The organism is Candidatus Palauibacter australiensis (assembly GCA_026705295.1).
In the GTDB taxonomy this organism is placed as follows: domain Bacteria; phylum Gemmatimonadota; class Gemmatimonadetes; order Palauibacterales; family Palauibacteraceae; genus Palauibacter; species Palauibacter australiensis.
In genome coordinates this window covers 20131-36627 of record JAPPBA010000132.1, presented here as the reverse complement: position 1 = coordinate 36627, position 16497 = coordinate 20131, and the positions used below count along the sequence as shown (strand labels likewise).

Here is a 16497-nt window from a genome sequence, read left to right as displayed (position 1 = left end):
GGTTCGGCGCCTCCGTCCCGCCGGCTGCGGTAGCCCCGCCGAGTCTTCGTGATTCTCGACATCCGCATCTTCGGAGACCCCGTCCTGCGGGAGAAATGCGCCCCGGTGACGGAGATCGACGATGAGGTCCGCCGACTCGCCGCCGACATGCAGGAGACGATGTATGACGCGGACGGCATCGGTCTCGCGGCGCCCCAGGTGGGGGTGCCGATCCGTCTCTTCGTGTACGACGTGCGCCAGGAGGGGATCTCGCCCGGCGTCCTCGTGAACCCCGAGATCGTCGAGGAGGAGGGCGCGGTGAAGGAGGAGGAGGGGTGCCTGAGCATCCCCGGACTGTCGGAGACCGTCCAGCGCAGCGAGTCCATCGTGGCCCGCGGCCTCGGACTCGACGGAGAGCCGGTGGAGATCCGCGCCGACGGCATTCTGAGCCGTTGCATCCAGCACGAGAAGGACCACCTGGACGGGATCCTCTTCCTGGACCGCGTGAGTCCGCTCAAGCGCAAGATCCTGCTCGCCAAGTGGCGGAAACAGGAGCGGGACTGAAGCGGCTGCGGGGTCCTCTTCCCATGAGAGTTCTGTTCTGGGGTACGCCGGAGTTCGGGCTCCCGTCGCTGGAAGCGATGCGACGGGCGGGGCACGACATCGCGGGCGTCGTCACCAACCCGGACCGGCCCGCCGGCCGGGGGAGGCGTCCGCGGACGAGTCCGGTGAAGGCGTGGGCGCTCGAGGCCGGCGTGCCCGTGCTCCAGCCCGAGCGTCCGGGCGAGGAGGCCTTTCTTGCCGCGGCCCGCCGCCTGGGCCCCGACATCTCCGTTGTCGCGGCGTACGGCCGTCTCCTCCCGCCGCCGGCGCTGGACCTGCCGCCGCTCGGGTCGCTGAACGTGCACGCGTCGCTCCTGCCCGCGCTGCGCGGCGCGGCGCCCATCAACTGGGCCATCATCCGGGGGCACCGCGAGTCGGGGGTCAGCCTCCAGCGCATGGTCGCGGCACTCGACGCCGGCCCCGTGCTCGGCCAGACCCGCATCCCCATCCCGGCGGAGATGACGGCCGGGGAGCTGTACGCGGAGGCCGCGAAGGCGGGGGGCGCGCGGCTCGTCGCCGTGCTCGACGACCTGGCCTCGGGGCGGGCGGTTGAGAGACCGCAGGACGACGCCCGCGCGACATGGGCGCCGAAGCTCGACCGCGAGACCGCGCGCATCGACTGGTCGCTCCCCGCGGCCGAAGTCGCGAACTGGCTCCGCGGCTGCGACCCCTGGCCCGCCGCGTGGACCTCGCTGGCCGCGCCCGCCGCCCTCGCCGGGCGAACCCTGCAGTGCTTCGAGCCGGACGTCGACGGTCCCCGCGCAGCGGACGGCGGCCACGCCCGAGGGGTCCACTCGGGCACCGAGCCCGGCACGACGCCGGGTACGGTCGTCCGGGCCGACCCCGCGCGGGGGCTGCGCGTCGCCACGGGGTCGGGCACGCTCACCGTGGGCGCCGTGAAACCGGCCGGCCGCCGCCGCATGAGCGCGGCCGCATGGGTGCGGGGCCTCCCGGACGCGAAGGAGGTGCGCTTCGACTGAGCCGCGACTCCCGCGCTTGCACGTCCTCGTCTCGGAGGGGGAGCTGGGCGACTCGCACGGCGCGCACGGTCCGCACGGCTCGGGCGGGCTGACGGCGGTCGAACGCCTGCTGGAGCGCGCGGCCCCCGTCGCAGTCCATCTGCGGGCCCGGATCAGTGCCCGCCGCATGTTGGAAATCGCGGACCGACTCGCCCCCATCGCGTCGCGCGCCGGGAGCTGGCTCGTCGTGAACGGACGGCCCGATGTGGCGCTGGCGGCGGGTGCGCGGGCCGTACAACTTGGGCGCGAGGCGCTCGGGGTCGAGGAGACGCGCCGAGTGGTTGAAGCGTGCGCGGGAAGGCTTGCGATCGGAGCCTCCGTGCATGACGCGGAGGGCGCGCTGCGGGCGGCCCGGGAGGGCGCTGACTACGTCGTGCTCGGCACGATCTACGCGACGCCCTCGCACCCGGGGGTCGAGGGAAGCGGTCCCGGCGCCGTGTCCGCGGTCCGCCGTCGACTCAACGCCCACCGGCTTGCCGTTCACCGGCTGTCCGGCCGGCGTCCGCCCCCGATCCTCGCGATCGGCGGCGTGGACGCGGATCGGGTCGGGGAGGTGACGGAGGCCGGGGCGCACGGCATCGTGGTGGGGCGGGCCGTGTGGGCCGCGGCCGATCCGGAGCACGCCGCGCTCGACCTTCGCCGGCAGCTCGACCGGCTGCACCGGCGGGCGCGCTGACCGGATGGGAACGCACCGCCGGAGAATCGCCGACCGGAAACGGACTTCAGGGAGATCATGCAGATACAGGTGAACGGACGGGAGCGAGACGTTCCCGCGGGAACGTCCGTCGGGGCGTTGCTCCGGAACCTCGGACTCGATGGACGCACCCTCGTCGTCGAACTCAACCGGCGGATCGTCCGTCCGCCCGAGACCGAGAGCGTGCAACTGGAAGCGGGGGACCGCGTCGAACTCGTCCATTTCGTGGGAGGCGGATGAGATGGCTCCGCTCGAAATCGCCGGCCGCACGTTCGCGTCCCGGCTCATCGTCGGAACGGGGAAATACCCGAGTCCCGAGGTCATGCTCGAAGCGATCCGGGCCTCCGGCGCCGACATGGTCACCGTCGCGGTGCGCCGAGTCGACATCGAGAACCCGGACCGCGACGACATCCTCCGCACGCTGAGCCCGGACGAGTTCAGCCTCCTGCCGAACACCGCCGCCTGCTACAGCGCCGAGGAGGCGATTCGCGCGGCGCGGCTGGGGCGGGCGGCGGGCCTGAGCGAGTGGGTGAAGCTCGAAGTCATCGGCGACCCCGACACGCTCCTGCCGCACACCGAGGAGTTGATCGAGGCCACGCGCGTCCTCGTCGCCGAGGGGTTCGTCGTGCTCCCGTACACGAACGACGACCTCATCACGGCGCTGCGGCTCGAGGAGGCCGGGGCCGCCGCGGTGATGCCGCTCGCCTCGCCGATCGGGAGCGGTCTCGGGCTCCTCAACCCGCTCAACATCCGCATCATCAAGTCCCGCCTGTCCGTTCCGGTCATCGTCGACGCCGGCGTGGGCACCGCGTCCGACGCCTGCGCGACGATGGAGCAGGGGGTGGACGGGATCCTCATGAACACCGCGATCGCCGCGGCGGAGGATCCGGTGGAGATGGCAGGCGCCATGCGGCTGGCGGTGGACGCCGGCCGGCGCGCCTACGTCGCCGGCCGCATGCCCCGACGCGAATGGGCGGTGCCGTCGAGCCCGCTCGAGGGCGTGCCGCCGCCGGCTTGAACCCCCGCGCGGCGGCCCACCGGATTCTGGGCGAGGTGCGGCGCGGAACGCGCTCCGACCGCGCGGCGTCGCGCATCCTCCCGGCCGTGGACCCGGCCGACCGCGGACTCACGCTGGACATCGCCTTCGGCTGCCTCCGCCTGCGCGCCCGCCTCGACGCCTGGATCCGGGTCTGCGCCGACCGGCCGCCGTCGCGCATGGACCGCGCGGTGCGCGACTGGCTGCGCATCGGCGCGTACCAACTGACGGAGTTGCGGACGCCGGACCACGCGGCGGTGGGCGAAACCGTCGGCGCGGCGCGTTCGGCTCTGGGGCGCGGCCGCGCGGGGTACGTGAACGCCGTGCTGCGCGCGCTCGCGCGGCGACGAGGCGCCGATCCCGGCACCGGACCCGGCGCCCGACCCGGCGCGCTCGCGACCGCCGCTCCCTTCCCGGATCCGGACGTGGATCCGGTGGGGCACCTGTGCTCCTGGGGCTCGCATCCCGAGTGGCTCGTCCGCCGGTGGCTGGCGCGCTGGGAGTTGGGGGATGTGCGGCGGCTCGTCGAGCACCAGAACCGCCCGCCGGACGTCGTCGTCCGCATGCTGAGCGAGGGAGAGCCGGCGCCGCCCGATGGCGTGGAACTCGCGCCCGTCCCCGGCTGGCCGCGCTCCTTCCGGCTCGAAAGGGGGCTGCCGCAGACGGCGCTCTCCGGTCTGCGGGCCGTGATTCAGGACCCTGCGGCCTCCGCCGTGGTAGATTACACAGGCGGCCGGCTCGGGGAGCCGGTGCTCGACGTGTGCGCGGCCCCGGGCACGAAGGCCCTCGGGCTCGCCGCGGCGTCCGGCGCGCCGGTCGTCGCGCTCGACATCTCGCACCGGCGGCTGGCCCGCCTCGGCGCGCCGGCCCGTCGACTCGAGCTGCCGGTGAGCGCTGCGGTCGCCGACGCGCGGCGGCTTCCGGTCGCCGAGGCCGGGACCGTGCTGGCCGACGTGCCCTGCACGGGCACCGGCGTCCTGCGGCGGCGGGCCGACGCCCGCTGGCGGCTCGGACAGCGCGGCCTCGACGACCTCGTGGCCCTGCAGCGCGAGATCGTGGACGCGTGCGCCGCGGCCGTGAGACCGGGCGGGCTGCTCGTGTACAGCACGTGTTCGCTCGAACGCGAGGAGAACGAAGAACAGGTGGACGCCCTTCTGGACCGCAGACCCGACTACCGGCGCGAGCCGCCCCCCGCGGGGGCGCGCGACGATTGCACGACGCCGCGCGGCGACCTCTTCGTGCGCCCGTGGCTCACCGGCACGGACGGTGCCTACGCGGCGCGTCTGCGGCGGATCGCGTGAGCGCCCCGTGAAACTCCTGCGCCTGACCCTCCTCTTCGCCGCCATGTTCGGCATCGGCTACGCCTTCGCCGCGATCCGCCTCTTCCCCGCGGCGGAAGATCCGACCGATGTGGACTTCGCCGATATTCCGGATCTCACGGGCGTCTCCCTGGCCGAGGCCGGCGAACGTCTCGCCGCGCTGGGGCTCGTCTTCACAGAGCAGGGCCGTCTCCATCACGGCGAGATTCCCGTCGGCGGCGTCGTCGCCCAGCGGCCGCTCCCCGGCCAGTTCGCCCGGGCCGGGGACACCATCGTGCTCACGACGAGCGCCGGCATCGAAACGCGCCGCGTGCCCGATCTCGCCGGCCTTCCGGGCCGCGAAGCCGCGACCCTCCTCACCCGCCTCGGTTTCGAGATCGATATCGAGGAAACCGATGAGAGCGCCGTCGCCGGCGCGATCCGCACCGAGCCGGCCGCGGGGACGAGCCTCCCTCTCCCCGCCCGCGTCCGCCTCTTCGTCAGCCAGGGGAAGGCGATCGTCTCCGTTCCCGACCTTCACGGGCGCCATGTGGACGACCTCGAGCTCATCCTCGAGGAGGTCGAACTCCAGTTGGGCTCCGTCCGCTACCAGGCCGAGGCCCCCGAGGTGCAGGGACGCGTCATCTTTCAGAGTCCGGCCCCCGGCTCCGCCCTCCGCGGGGACGGGTTCGTCTCCGTGATCGTGGCCGGGACGCCGCCCGACTCGGCCACCGTGGATCTCGCGAGGGACGCCGTCCTCGACACGGTTCCCCCGACCCCCGGAGACCGGGAACCGCCAGGAGGGGACTGAATGGACTTCAAGAGAGCGTTCACGAAGAACTGGCCCTACAAGGTCGCGGCGATCGTGCTGTCCGTGCTTCTCTGGCTCAGCGTGTCGGCCGACGCCGAGATCGCCGAACAGCCGGTGTCGACGGTGCTTGAGATCCAGGTGAGCGATTCCGCGTGGAGTCTGCGCGAGGTGCGCCCCGCCGAGATCACGACGACTTTCCGCGGCCGCCGGAACCAGATGTTCGCCGCCCGCTTCGAGAGGCCCGTGATCCGGAAGGTGCTCGACCAGGTCGAGGACACGGTGGTCCAGGTTCCGCTCTCAACCTCGGAGGTCATCTACAACGGCGAACTCGGGCTCGATCCCGTGGGCGTCTCTCCGGGCGCCGTCACCGTGTTTCTCGAGGAGCGGGTGGGGAAGCGGGTCGCGGTCTCCGGCCGAACGGATGCCAGGGCGGCGGCGGGCGTGCTCGTCGTCGGCATGCAGGTCGCCCCCGACAGCGTGTGGATCCAAGGGCCCGCGTCCTTCGTCAACCAGATCTCCGAGGTCACGACGGCCACGCTCGAGGTGGGCGCGGTCTCCACGCGCGTGACCCAGCAACTCGAGATCGCGCTGCCGCCTGATCTCGCGGGACTTTCGGTCGAGCCCGCCACCGTGATTGCGACCGTCGATGTCGACTCCCTCCGCACCCGCCTGTTTGCGATCGAAGTCGTCACCACGGGCCCGCGGGCCCTCATGGCCGCGGTGGATCCGCCCTCCATCACCGTGGCCGTCACCGGACCCGCGGCCGTCGTGGACGGACTCGATCCGGGGGATGTCCGCGTGACGGTCGACATACCGAATTCCTTCGAATCGACGGGCTCCTATCCCGTGCGCGCCCAGTTGCCCGAAGCCGTGGCCGGCACGGTGACGATCGACCTCGTCCCGGAGCGAGTGAGCGCCGGGATCGCCTCCGACCCGACCGACCGATAGACGCCCCGCCCGCCGCGGGCGCCGCCCCGCGCCCCGTTACGCCCGCCGCCGCCTTTCGGGGCGGCCCGGTCCTCGGCATCGAGACCTCGTGCGATGAAACCTCGGCCGCCGTCGTGGATGAGAACGGGATCCGGGCGCTCGCGATCGCCTCGCAGGACGCGCACGCCGCGTTCGGGGGCGTGGTGCCGGAGATCGCCGCCCGCGAACACCTCCGCTCGCTCGACGCGATGGTGCGGCACGCCATGCGGGAAGCGGAGGTCGAGCACGCGGACATCGCGGGCGTCGGCGTGACGGCGGGCCCCGGGCTCGTCGGCGCCTTGCTCGCGGGCGTGAACTGGGCCAAGGCGTACGCCTTCGCTCGCGGGCTTCCCCTCCTCGGCGTCCATCACATGGAGGGGCACCTGTTCGGCACCGCGCTCGAGCACGAGGGCGCGCAGCCCCCCTTCATCGGCCTCCTCGTCTCGGGCGGACACACGCTCCTGCTGGAGGCGCGCGCATGGGGACGCTACCGCCTCCTGGGCCAGACGCGGGACGACGCGGCGGGCGAGGCGTTCGACAAGGTCGCGCGCCGGCTCGGACTGCCCTATCCCGGCGGCCCCGAGATCCAGCGTGCAGCGGAGAGGAGCGCGGCGGCCGGGGGCGCGGCGGGACGTTTCCGGCTTCCGCGCCCGATGCTGAGCCGGCGGGACCTGCCCGGCGATCCCGCGTACTACGACATGTCCTTTTCGGGTTTGAAGACCGCCGTGGCGCGGATCGCCGAACAACTGGAAGCGGAGGGCGGCCTCGCCGACGCCGTCGACGACCTGGCGGCGGAGTTTCAGGAAGCCGTGGTGGACGTCCTCGCCGAGAAGACGCGACGCGCCGTGGAACAGACGGGCTGCCGGCGGGTCGTGCTGGGCGGGGGAGTGGCGCGGAACTCCCGTCTTCGTGAAGGTTTAGCCGAGCGTCTGGGCTCGTCCGGGGAGTTGTACGCCCCTTCTCCCCGCCTCGCGACGGACAACGCGGCGATGATCGCCGCGGCCGCACGGTTCCGTTTGGCGAGAGGGGAACGGAGCCCGTGGTCGCTCAACGCCGAAGCGGCGCTCGCCTTCCCCGGCCTCGCATAACGGCCGGCGCGGAAGCCGGGACCGCCAAGCAAGCAGCACCGCAGCCAACGACCAGCACAGCAGCCAACGAGGAGCGTACGAGACGTGTATCCCGAACTCTTCACACTGACGCTGCCGGTTCTCGGCGAGCTCACGATCACTTCATTCGGAGTGATGATGGCGCTCGCCTTCCTGAGCGGGTACATGATCCTGCGCACGGAGACGGCGCGTCTCGGCGCCGGGCGCGAACTCGCGGCCGACATGCTGCTGGGGGCGCTGATCGGCGGCATCGTCGGGGCGAAGATCTACTACGTGCTCCTCTACTGGGAGCAGACGGCGGCCGATCCGCTGGGGATGCTCTTCTCGCGCAGCGGACTCGTCTGGTACGGCGGATTCATCGGCGGGTGCATCGGCGTCATGTGGGTGCTGCGCCGGCGCCCCGTCGCCCCCGGCCTCGGGGTCGACGCGATCGCGCCGGCGCTCCCGCTCGCCTACGGGATCGGGCGCATCGGCTGCTTCCTCGTCGGCGACGACTACGGGAGTCCGACGGAATCGTGGGTCGGCATCGCCTTCCCCAACGGCCTGCCGCCCACGACCGCCGGCAACCTGCGGCGTTTCGGGGCAGAGGTGGACTCGGCGATCCCCGACACCGAGGTCCTCGCCGTCCACCCCACGCAACTCTACGAGACGGGACTGTCGCTCGTCATCTTCTTCATCCTGTGGCGGCTGCGGCGGCACCCGCACGTCCAGGGGTGGCTGTTCGGCATGTGGCTCTGGATGGCCGCGGTCGAGCGCTTCGTCATCGAGATCTTCCGCGCCAAGGACGACCGCTTCTTCGGAGGCTTCACGCTCGCGCAGGTGATCTCGGTCCTGCTCTTCGCGGGGGGCATCGCGCTCGTCCTCAGGCTGCGCCGCCGGGCCGCAGAGGCGGCGGTGTGAAACGCGCGGCTCTGGCCGGGCTGGCGCTGGCCGTCACCCTCGCAGGGCCGCCTTCGTTCGTCGGGCCGTCGCCGCTTCTCGGGCCGTCTCCCCTCAGCGGGCAGGCGGCCGGCGAGGCGGGACCGCGCCGCGCCGAAGTCACTTCCCTCCGCTTCAGCGGCAACGAGACGCTCTCCGACGGTCAGTTGCGCACGGTGATCCGTACGCGCAGCACCGAATGCACGAGCCTCCTGCTGTCCCCCTTCTGCCTGGTGACGAACTGGGGGTTCGCGCACCGCCGGGCCTACCTGGACACGCTCGAAGTCAGGGTCGACGCCGACCGGCTTCGCCTGTACTACAACTTCCGCGGCCACTTCGAGGCGGACGTCCGCCACGTCGTCCGCACGAACGGCGTCAACGCCGGCGTCTCGTTCATCATCGACGAAGGTCCGGCGACCCTCATCGACGAGTTCTCCCTCGAGGGGCTGCCGCAAGCTCTCGGCGCGGAGGAGGCCGCGGCCCTCGTCGATATCGGCGTCGGCGATCCCTTCGATCGCGGGCGGCTCCAGGCCGGCGTGGACAGCCTCATCGGTTCGCTGCGCCGTCAGGGGTACGTGAACGCGATGGCGCTGGAGGACTTCGCCCGCGGGCGGGACGGGACCGCGCAGGTGGCGCTCGACGTCCGCCCCGGCGCCCGCTATCGCCTCAGGGAGGTCCGGATCGAGGGCGGCGAGACGATCGGCGAGGAGGTGATCCGCGACCTCTTCCCCCTGCGCGCCGGCGACTACTACAACCAGGAGGCCGAGCAGGAGGGGCAGCGGAACCTCTTCGGCCTCGACGCCATCCGCTTCGCCTCGGTCCGCCGGGAATCGCCGCCGCCCGAGGCCGCCAGCGCCGACTCGACGCTCGATCTCGTCGTCCAGGTCACGCCGGCCCCGCCGCGGGCGGCCCGCATCGGGGGCGGATGGAGTACCGATCAGTGTCTCCGGGGCGAGACGCGGCTGACGCACCGCAACCTCTTCGGCGGCGCCCGGCGGCTGGAGATCACCGGCCAGCTCGGGAACATCGCCGCGGACCAGCTGGACGGGTCCTTCCCCTGCTCCCAGGTGGGCGCCGACCCCGACTTCCGTACGCTGAACTACCGGCTCCAGGCGGAACTGCTCATCCCCGTCGCCCTTTCGGCCGAGAACACCTTCAGCGCCCGGGTCTTCGTCGAACGGGAGACGATCCCCGATGTCTTCATCCAGGAAGGCTTCGGCGCCGAGATCGGCCTGACGCGCCGACTGGGGCGGAGGGCGTCGGCCACCCTCTCGTACTCGCCGGGCTACACCGGCTTCGGCGAGCAGTCCGCGGACATCTTCTTCTGCATCAACTTCGGGTTCTGCGAACCCGAGGACATCGTCACCGTGACGCGGTCGCGCTGGCTGGCGCCCCTCACCCTCGCGGGGCTCTACAACGCGACGGACGACGCGCTCCGCCCCACCCGCGGCCACTACCTGACGGCGGAGGGGGAGGTCGCCCACGAGATGACGGGCTCGCAGTACCGGTACGCGCGGATCGTGGCGCAGGCCGCGCTCTTCCGGGAACTCGAACCCGGCCTCGTGATCGCGGCGCGCGCGCGGACCGGCATGGTCCGCTTCCCCGGCACCCGCATCTTCCTGCCCGGCGCGCCCCGGACCGACCGGCTCATCCATCCGTCGCGGCGCTTCTTCGTCGGCGGCTCGCGGAGCGTCCGCGGCGTGGGCCAGAACCTCCTCGGCCCCCGCGTGCTCGTGGCCGATCAGGCGGAAGACTGCCCGGCGGGAGATTTCGAGGCGTGCGTCGAACGGCTCGCGACGCAGAACCCCGGCGCCTTCGACGAGCGGCCGCGCGGCGGCGACGCCCACCTGGAACTGAGCATCGAACTGCGCCGTTATCTCAGCGACCGGTGGAGCCTCGTCTTCTTCGGGGACGCGGGAAGCGTCTCGCAGCGGCTCACGGAGCTTCGAAAGCTCCATTGGACGCCCGGCCTGGGACTGCGCTACGCGAGCCCCATCGGTTCCATCCGGCTCGATATCGGGTACAATACAACCTTCGCGACCGAGTTACCGGCGATTGTTTCCACGGAGGACGGAACCTTGGTCCAGATGCCGCAGCCCGTCAGGTTCGACCCCTTCCGGTTCGATGATCCGCACCCCCTGCTCGAACTCTGGCGCCGCGTGCAGATCCACGTGTCCATCGGAGAAGCGTTCTGAGTCCCGACGACCGCCCCCCCGCGCCGACCCCCGCGCCGGATTCCGCGACCGGCTCCGATGGGTCCGCCCCCGCGTCCGGCGGATCCGCGTACGAGCCCAACGGGTCGGGGTCCGCGCCGCCGCCGCGCCGGCGCCGGATCGCGCTGCCGCTGGCCGTCCTCGCGAGCCTGTTGGTGCTCGGCGTCTTCATCGTGGTCACGCAGACCGCCAGGGGCCGGGATGCCGCCCTCTCGCTGCTCGAAAACGCCCTTGCCCGCAGCGTGAACGGGGAGGTGCGCATCGGCCACGCCATCTCGGGCAATCTCCTCAGCGATCTCACGGTCTCCCGCTTCGAGATCTTCGACGCGGACGGGGAACTGTTCCTGGCGCTCGACACCGTCACGATGGAACACGACCCGGTGGCGCTCCTGCGGCAGCAACTCGACGTGGACCGACTCCATGTGCGCGGTCTGGACCTCCGTCTGCGGCAGTACCCGGACGGCAGTTGGAACTACGACCGCGTCTTCGAGGCGCGCCCGCGGAGGGAGACGCCGGCGCCGTCCCCACCGCCGTCGCAGGCGGACTCCGCGGCCGAGGCGATGTCCATGGCGGCGGCTTCGCTCCTCCCGGCAGCCCTCTCCTTCACCCGTTTCACCCGTTCGAAGGGTCGGGATCAGGACCCCGAACAGGGTGAGGGCCAGGGCCCAGAGGCGGCGGCGGGACCGCCGGCGCCCGGCGCGCCGAACGCCGCGCTCGGCATCCTCCTGCATGACGCGACCGTGGCCTCCGGCCGCATCCGGATCCTGACGCCGTGGACGGAAACGCTGACCGGAGCCGCGAAGACGGAGGCGTTGCGCGAAGCGCGGGCCGGGGAGTCGCCCTGGGCCCTGCGGGAGACACCGGACGGCGAATTCGAGCGCGTGTTCGAACTGACGAACCTCCGCGGCCGGTTCCCCGTCGCGCGGGTGACGGATCCCGAGGACCCCTTCATGGTCGAGGTCGAGGAAGCGGCCGCCACGCTGCTCGCCGTGAACCAGCCGCTGGAGCTCTCGAACCTGAGGATGAACCTGACGATCGGGGACACGGCCCGCCTCGACCTGGAGAGGTTCGAGACGGGTCAGTCGATGGTCCGCGGGGAAGGGTGGATGGCCTCGAACGGTGTCGATTTCGAGTTCCAGCTCGAAGCCGAACCGATCGACGTCCGGGACCTCCGCTGGCTGCCCATCGACCTGCCTGAGACCGGCGGCGGCCCCATGTCCATCGACCTCAGCGGCCGCGGCGGCAACGCGGTCGTGGACGTGACGAACGGCGACTTCCGGACCGGCGAGACCCGCATGACCGGAGGTTTCTCCCTCTCCCTCGAGCGACGCCCCAGGTTCCGCCGCATCGGCGTCACGCTGGAACCCTTCGATCTCGCGCATCTGGCCCCGCTCCTCGGACGCGACTCCGTGCCGGCGGTCGGCGATGGGGCCGCGCCCGACCCGGAGGCCGACGCCCCCGACGCCCCTCCCGACGCCGCGCCCGGCCCGGTGCCCGCGCCGCCGCCCGGGACGATGCGCGGCACGCTGCGCGGCTCGGGCTACGTCGACGACCTGCTGATCGTGGCCGATCTCACCGTGCACGATCCCGATCCGGACACGCCGCCGTCCAGCCTGCAGGCCCGGGGCGGCGTCGGGATCGGCGAGGAGTTCCTGAGCCTCCGGCGACTCGGCGTGGAAGTCGCCGCCTTCGAGTCTCGCTGGACCCGGCTCATCGGCATGGACCTGGGGATCGACGGGCGCTTCCAGGGGACCCTCACCCTCGACCGCGAACAGGACAGCGGCGTCGCGTTCGACGGCGCCGTCGAGCACCTCACGCCGGCCGGCGACCGCTCGCGCTTCTCGGGTTCCGGGTTCCTGAACCTCGCGCGGTCGCAGGTCGATGCGGCGATCGACGCCAACCCGCTGGCGCTCACGCTGCTGCGCCCGTGGACCTCGGGAATCGAACTGGCGGGCTCGGTGTACGGTCCCATCCGGGCGCGGGGGAGTCTCGAGGCGCTGGCCCTCGAGGCGGAACTCGAATCGGAACGCGGCCGGCTCACGCTGAACGGCGACTTCGATCTCGCGGCGGAGCAACTGCGCTACGACACCGAGATCGAGGGGACGGATCTCTCGCTCGACCAGTGGGTCGAGGGCGCTCCGGCGTCGCGGCTCGCCGTCCGGGGGCGCGTGCAGGGAGAAGGGCTCGATCCCGCGACGCTCGAGGCGGCGTTCGACGTCGAGATCCTCCCCTCCCAGGTGGACCAGGCCGAGATCTTCGACAGTCGCGTGCGGCTGCGGGTGGCCGATGGCGTGGCGACGATCGACAGCGCGTTCCTCGCCTCCGACGTGGGGACGCTCTCGGCGCGGGGCGACTTCGGCCTCGCGGAGGACCGGAGCGGGCAGATCGCCTTCGAGGCGGAAGCTCCCGACCTCTCCGACTGGGACCGGTGGGTCGTGGATGAGATTCCGGGCGGTGCGGCCGCGGAAGCCGGCGAGGCGCTGTTCGATACCATCGAGGAGTTGCTGGGCCGGGCCTCGCGAGACCGGCAACCGACGGAGGGGCTGGAAGGCCGGCTGGAGACGCGGGGGACCGCCACGGGCCGCTGGGGAGACTTCACGGTCGACGCCGACATCGGCGCTTCGGACGCGCGTTTCCGCGGCTACCGCGCCGGAGAGTTCTCGGCCCGCGTCGAGCTGTTCGACCCGCCGCGCCTCGGCGACCTGCGGTCCCGGTTCACCGCGACGAACGTCGAACTGGATGGGCGGCGGGTGGATTCGCTGGACGTGCGGCTGGCCCGCTCGGACGCCGGCGAGCCCGGCGCGAACGCGCTGGACGCCGAATTCTACGCGCAGCGCGACTCCAGCCTCGAGGTCTCGGGCCGGGGGGTCGTAGTCGGGGGCGACCTGTGGAGCGCCGGCCTGACGGATCTCCGCCTCCGTCTCGGCAAGCTCGAGTCCGCGCTCGTGACCCCGGCCAGGCTCGTCTACTCCGATTCGGCGCTGCTCGTCGAGGACCTCTTCCTGAACGGTCAACTCGGCCGGCTCCGCGCCGACGGCCGCATCCCCGCCTCCGGCGAGGGGTCGCTCGGCGTGGAGATCTTCGGCGTGCGCGTGGACCAGTTCGGCTACCTGCTCTCGGAGCAACCGATCATCGGAGGCACGCTCGGAGGACGCGTGACGGCGACGGGCACGCTGGCGGAACCCCTCGTGACGGCAGAATTCGAGGTCCTCGCTCCATCCCTTCAACATCAGGCCTACGACGCATTGAACGCGCGGGTGGACTATGCCGCTCGCGAACTCGAGGGGGAGATCGACCTCGTCGATGACGGCGCCCTCTTGGGGCGGCTCGGCGGCGCCATGGCGACGGATCTCGCGATCCTCCCGGTGGAACGCCGTCTCCTCGACGACCCGTTCGACCTGGACCTGACCGGCGACCGCCTCCCGCTGGCGCTCGTCGAACTCGTCCTGCCGACCTTCGAGGAGGTGACCGGCATCGCCGAGACCGACCTCTCGATTCGCGGCGCCCCCGACGCCCTCCGCTACGACGGCGCCCTGCGCCTCGTGGACGGCCGGGGCTGGGTGCCGGACCTCGGCGTCTGGCTCACCGATGTCCGCGCGCGCGTCGCCTTCCGGGGTTCCTCGCTCGCCTTCGTCGATTCGGCCCATGTGGGGTCGGATCTCGGCGGTTCGCTGCGGACGCGCGGCACAGTGGACATCGCCCGGATCACCAACCCGGTCTTCGCCCTCGACTTCGACGCGGACGAGTTCCACGGCATCGTGCGCAACGACATGCAGTTCGCCGTGAGCGGCCGCGCGCGGCTCGACAGCGCCTATGCGAGGCCCTGGGTGAGCGGTGATGTCGTCCTCTCCGACGGATTCCTGGAACAGGACGAGTTCCTCCGCGGACTCGAGGTGTTCAATCCCGGCGACGTGGAGGTCTTCGACTTCCTGGACGCGTCCGCGGAAGGCGTGCTGGCACAGTTCCGGAACCCGTTCCTCGACAACCTCGTCCTCGACGCGAACGTCGATCTCGGCTCCGGCCTCTCCCTGCAGTCGGGGCAGCTCGATGCGGAGGTCACAGGGGAGGGGATTTCCGTCTACATGGACCGCCGTCTCGACATCCTCGACATCAGCGGAAGCGCCGAGATGCCGCGGGGCACCTACTTCTTCGACCGCGTGCCGCCCTATGTCCGCCCGCTCCGGATCACCGCGGGAAGCATGCAGTTCGTCGGGGACGCCGGCTTCAATCCCCTCATCGACATCACCGCCGAATACCGCGACCGGACCATCGACGGCCCCGTGTTCGTCGAGGCCCGGGTCACCGGGACCGCCATCGAGCCGGAGGTCCTGCTGACGAGCAACCCGCCCATGAGCGACACCGACCAGCTCTGCCTGCTCGCGGTGGGGACGCCATGCTACCGCTCCGCCGACCCGCTACTGGGACAGCGGCTCGCGCAGCAGACCGTGCTGGGTCCGCTGAGTTCCGGACTCACGTCCGCGCTCGGGGCCACCGGCATCCGCTACCTCAACCTGACGCCGATCGCCGCCGGGCGAGGGGCCGGGGCCGTCGCGAACCGGAGCCTGTTCGAGCGCACGGCGCTGGAGGTCGGGTGGGACGCGAGCAACACGCTCTTCCTCTCCTACTGGCAGCCCCTGGGCGGCGGGCCTCCGAGGGGGGTCGTGGATTGGGCGTTCCTCCCCGGCTGGTCCGTCGAAGCCGGCACCGCGAGCCGGTTCGACGAGCGGCTGTTCGGGCTCAGCCTGGGCACGAACGTCGCCAACGACCGCACATACAGCCTCTTCCTCTTCCGCGAATGGGAGTTCGGCGAGGGTTCCGGCTCCGGCGGCGATTCCGACGAGGACCCAAATCCCGGCTCCGGCTCCGGCTCCGGCAGCGGTTCCCGGTAGCGGGCCCTAACTTCCCTCCATGTCCGGCGCGCACCTCTATCCCGATTCGGAGCGATTCCTGGTGCTCCTCAACCCCGGCGCGGGCGGCGGCACCGCGGAGCCCGAGACGCTGCGGCGGCGGCTGGGCGGCGCCTTCGCCGCGCGGGGCGTCCCCTTCGACATCATCGAGGCCGCGAATTCCGAGGAAGGTCTGGAAGTCGCCCGCCAGGCCGCGGAGCGCGGATACCGGGCCATCGTCGCCGCGGGAGGCGACGGCACCGTGAGCGTGGCCCTGCGCGGCGTCGCCGGAACGGCCGTGCCCGTGGGGATCGTCCCCTTCGGAACCGCCAATCAGCTCGCCCTCAACTTCGACATTCCCACGTCGCTGGAGGACAGCGTGCGGGTCGCCGTCGAAGGGAAAGTGACGAGCATCGACCTCGCGGAAGCGAACGGAGAGACGTTCGCGCTCATGGCCGGCGCGGGCCTCGACGCGCAGGTCATGGCCGACGCCACCGCCGAACTCAAGAGCCGACTCGGCTTCGGCGCCTACATCTACAGCGGACTCAAGAACGTCATCAACCGCCCCGGCGCCGACTTCCGGATCACCGCCGACGACCAGGAAGTGGAGGTGAAGGCGTCGATGGTGCTCGTCGCGAACGCGGGCCAGCTCGGGGCCGGCCCCCTTCCCGTGGAGTTCCGGATGGCGCCCGGGGCCTCGTTCCAGGACGGCCTCATCGACGTGTGCATCTACGCCCCCAGCAACCTCCCCGAGGTCGCCCGCATCATCTGGCGCGTCACGCGAAACCGGTTCTCGGGGGACGACAAGATCATCTACTTCCAGGCCCGTAGCGTCCGGATCGAGGCCGACCCGCCCGTCGCCATCGAGATCGACGGCGACCCGCGGGGCGAAACCCCGATGGAGGCGAAGGTCTCGCCGCAGGCCGCCCGGATCATCGTCCCCAGGTAGGGTTGTCCCCGGCGGGCGC

General features: G+C 71.9%; 13 protein-coding genes. All 13 read left to right on the top strand.

Going from position 1 to position 16497, the window contains the following annotated elements; all coding sequences use genetic code 11:
• Positions 1-48 precede the first annotated feature (48 nt).
• The 13 genes from def (at position 49) to OXN85_10610 (ending at position 16478) form a co-directional block, all read left to right on the top strand.
• A complete protein-coding gene (def, locus tag OXN85_10670) occupies positions 49-543 on the top strand; it encodes a peptide deformylase (protein ID MCY3600418.1) in 495 nt (164 codons plus the stop codon).
• Positions 544-566: 23 nt separating this feature from the next.
• On the top strand, positions 567-1562 hold the full coding sequence (gene fmt / locus OXN85_10665; GenBank protein MCY3600417.1) for a methionyl-tRNA formyltransferase: 996 nt from the start codon (positions 567-569) through the stop codon (positions 1560-1562).
• A gap of 16 nt (positions 1563-1578) precedes the next feature.
• Positions 1579-2277: a thiamine phosphate synthase gene (locus OXN85_10660; protein MCY3600416.1), complete on the top strand. Its 699-nt coding sequence runs from the start codon at positions 1579-1581 to the stop codon at positions 2275-2277.
• Positions 2278-2334: 57 nt separating this feature from the next.
• Positions 2335-2535, top strand: coding sequence for a sulfur carrier protein ThiS (thiS, locus tag OXN85_10655; GenBank protein ID MCY3600415.1), 201 nt, complete (start codon positions 2335-2337; stop codon positions 2533-2535).
• A gap of 1 nt (position 2536) precedes the next feature.
• The gene (locus OXN85_10650) at positions 2537-3313 is read left to right on the top strand and encodes a thiazole synthase (GenBank protein ID MCY3600414.1); all 777 of its coding nucleotides are present in this window, start codon (positions 2537-2539) and stop codon (positions 3311-3313) included.
• Entirely contained in the window at positions 3310-4632 is a 1323-nt protein-coding gene (locus OXN85_10645) for a hypothetical protein (protein ID MCY3600413.1), read from the top strand. Before OXN85_10650 ends, OXN85_10645 begins: the two co-directional genes overlap by 4 nt.
• A 7-nt stretch (positions 4633-4639) precedes the next feature.
• Positions 4640-5440, top strand: a complete 801-nt coding sequence (locus OXN85_10640; protein ID MCY3600412.1) for a PASTA domain-containing protein — start codon at positions 4640-4642, stop codon at positions 5438-5440.
• On the top strand, positions 5441-6388 hold the full coding sequence (locus OXN85_10635) for a CdaR family protein (GenBank protein ID MCY3600411.1): 948 nt from the start codon (positions 5441-5443) through the stop codon (positions 6386-6388). It begins immediately after the preceding gene.
• Between the two features lie 77 nt (positions 6389-6465).
• Entirely contained in the window at positions 6466-7494 is a 1029-nt protein-coding gene (gene tsaD / locus OXN85_10630) for a tRNA (adenosine(37)-N6)-threonylcarbamoyltransferase complex transferase subunit TsaD (GenBank protein ID MCY3600410.1), read from the top strand.
• Between the two features lie 84 nt (positions 7495-7578).
• Positions 7579-8412, top strand: coding sequence for a prolipoprotein diacylglyceryl transferase (locus OXN85_10625; protein ID MCY3600409.1), 834 nt, complete (start codon positions 7579-7581; stop codon positions 8410-8412).
• Positions 8409-10625: a BamA/TamA family outer membrane protein gene (locus tag OXN85_10620; protein ID MCY3600408.1), complete on the top strand. Its 2217-nt coding sequence runs from the start codon at positions 8409-8411 to the stop codon at positions 10623-10625. Before OXN85_10625 ends, OXN85_10620 begins: the two co-directional genes overlap by 4 nt.
• A gap of 173 nt (positions 10626-10798) precedes the next feature.
• Positions 10799-15532 (top strand): translocation/assembly module TamB domain-containing protein, encoded by a 4734-nt coding sequence (locus OXN85_10615; protein ID MCY3600407.1) that lies wholly within the window; start codon positions 10799-10801, stop codon positions 15530-15532.
• A gap of 19 nt (positions 15533-15551) precedes the next feature.
• The gene (locus OXN85_10610; protein ID MCY3600406.1) at positions 15552-16478 is read left to right on the top strand and encodes a diacylglycerol kinase family lipid kinase; all 927 of its coding nucleotides are present in this window, start codon (positions 15552-15554) and stop codon (positions 16476-16478) included.
• The last annotated feature ends 19 nt before the right edge of the window (positions 16479-16497 follow it).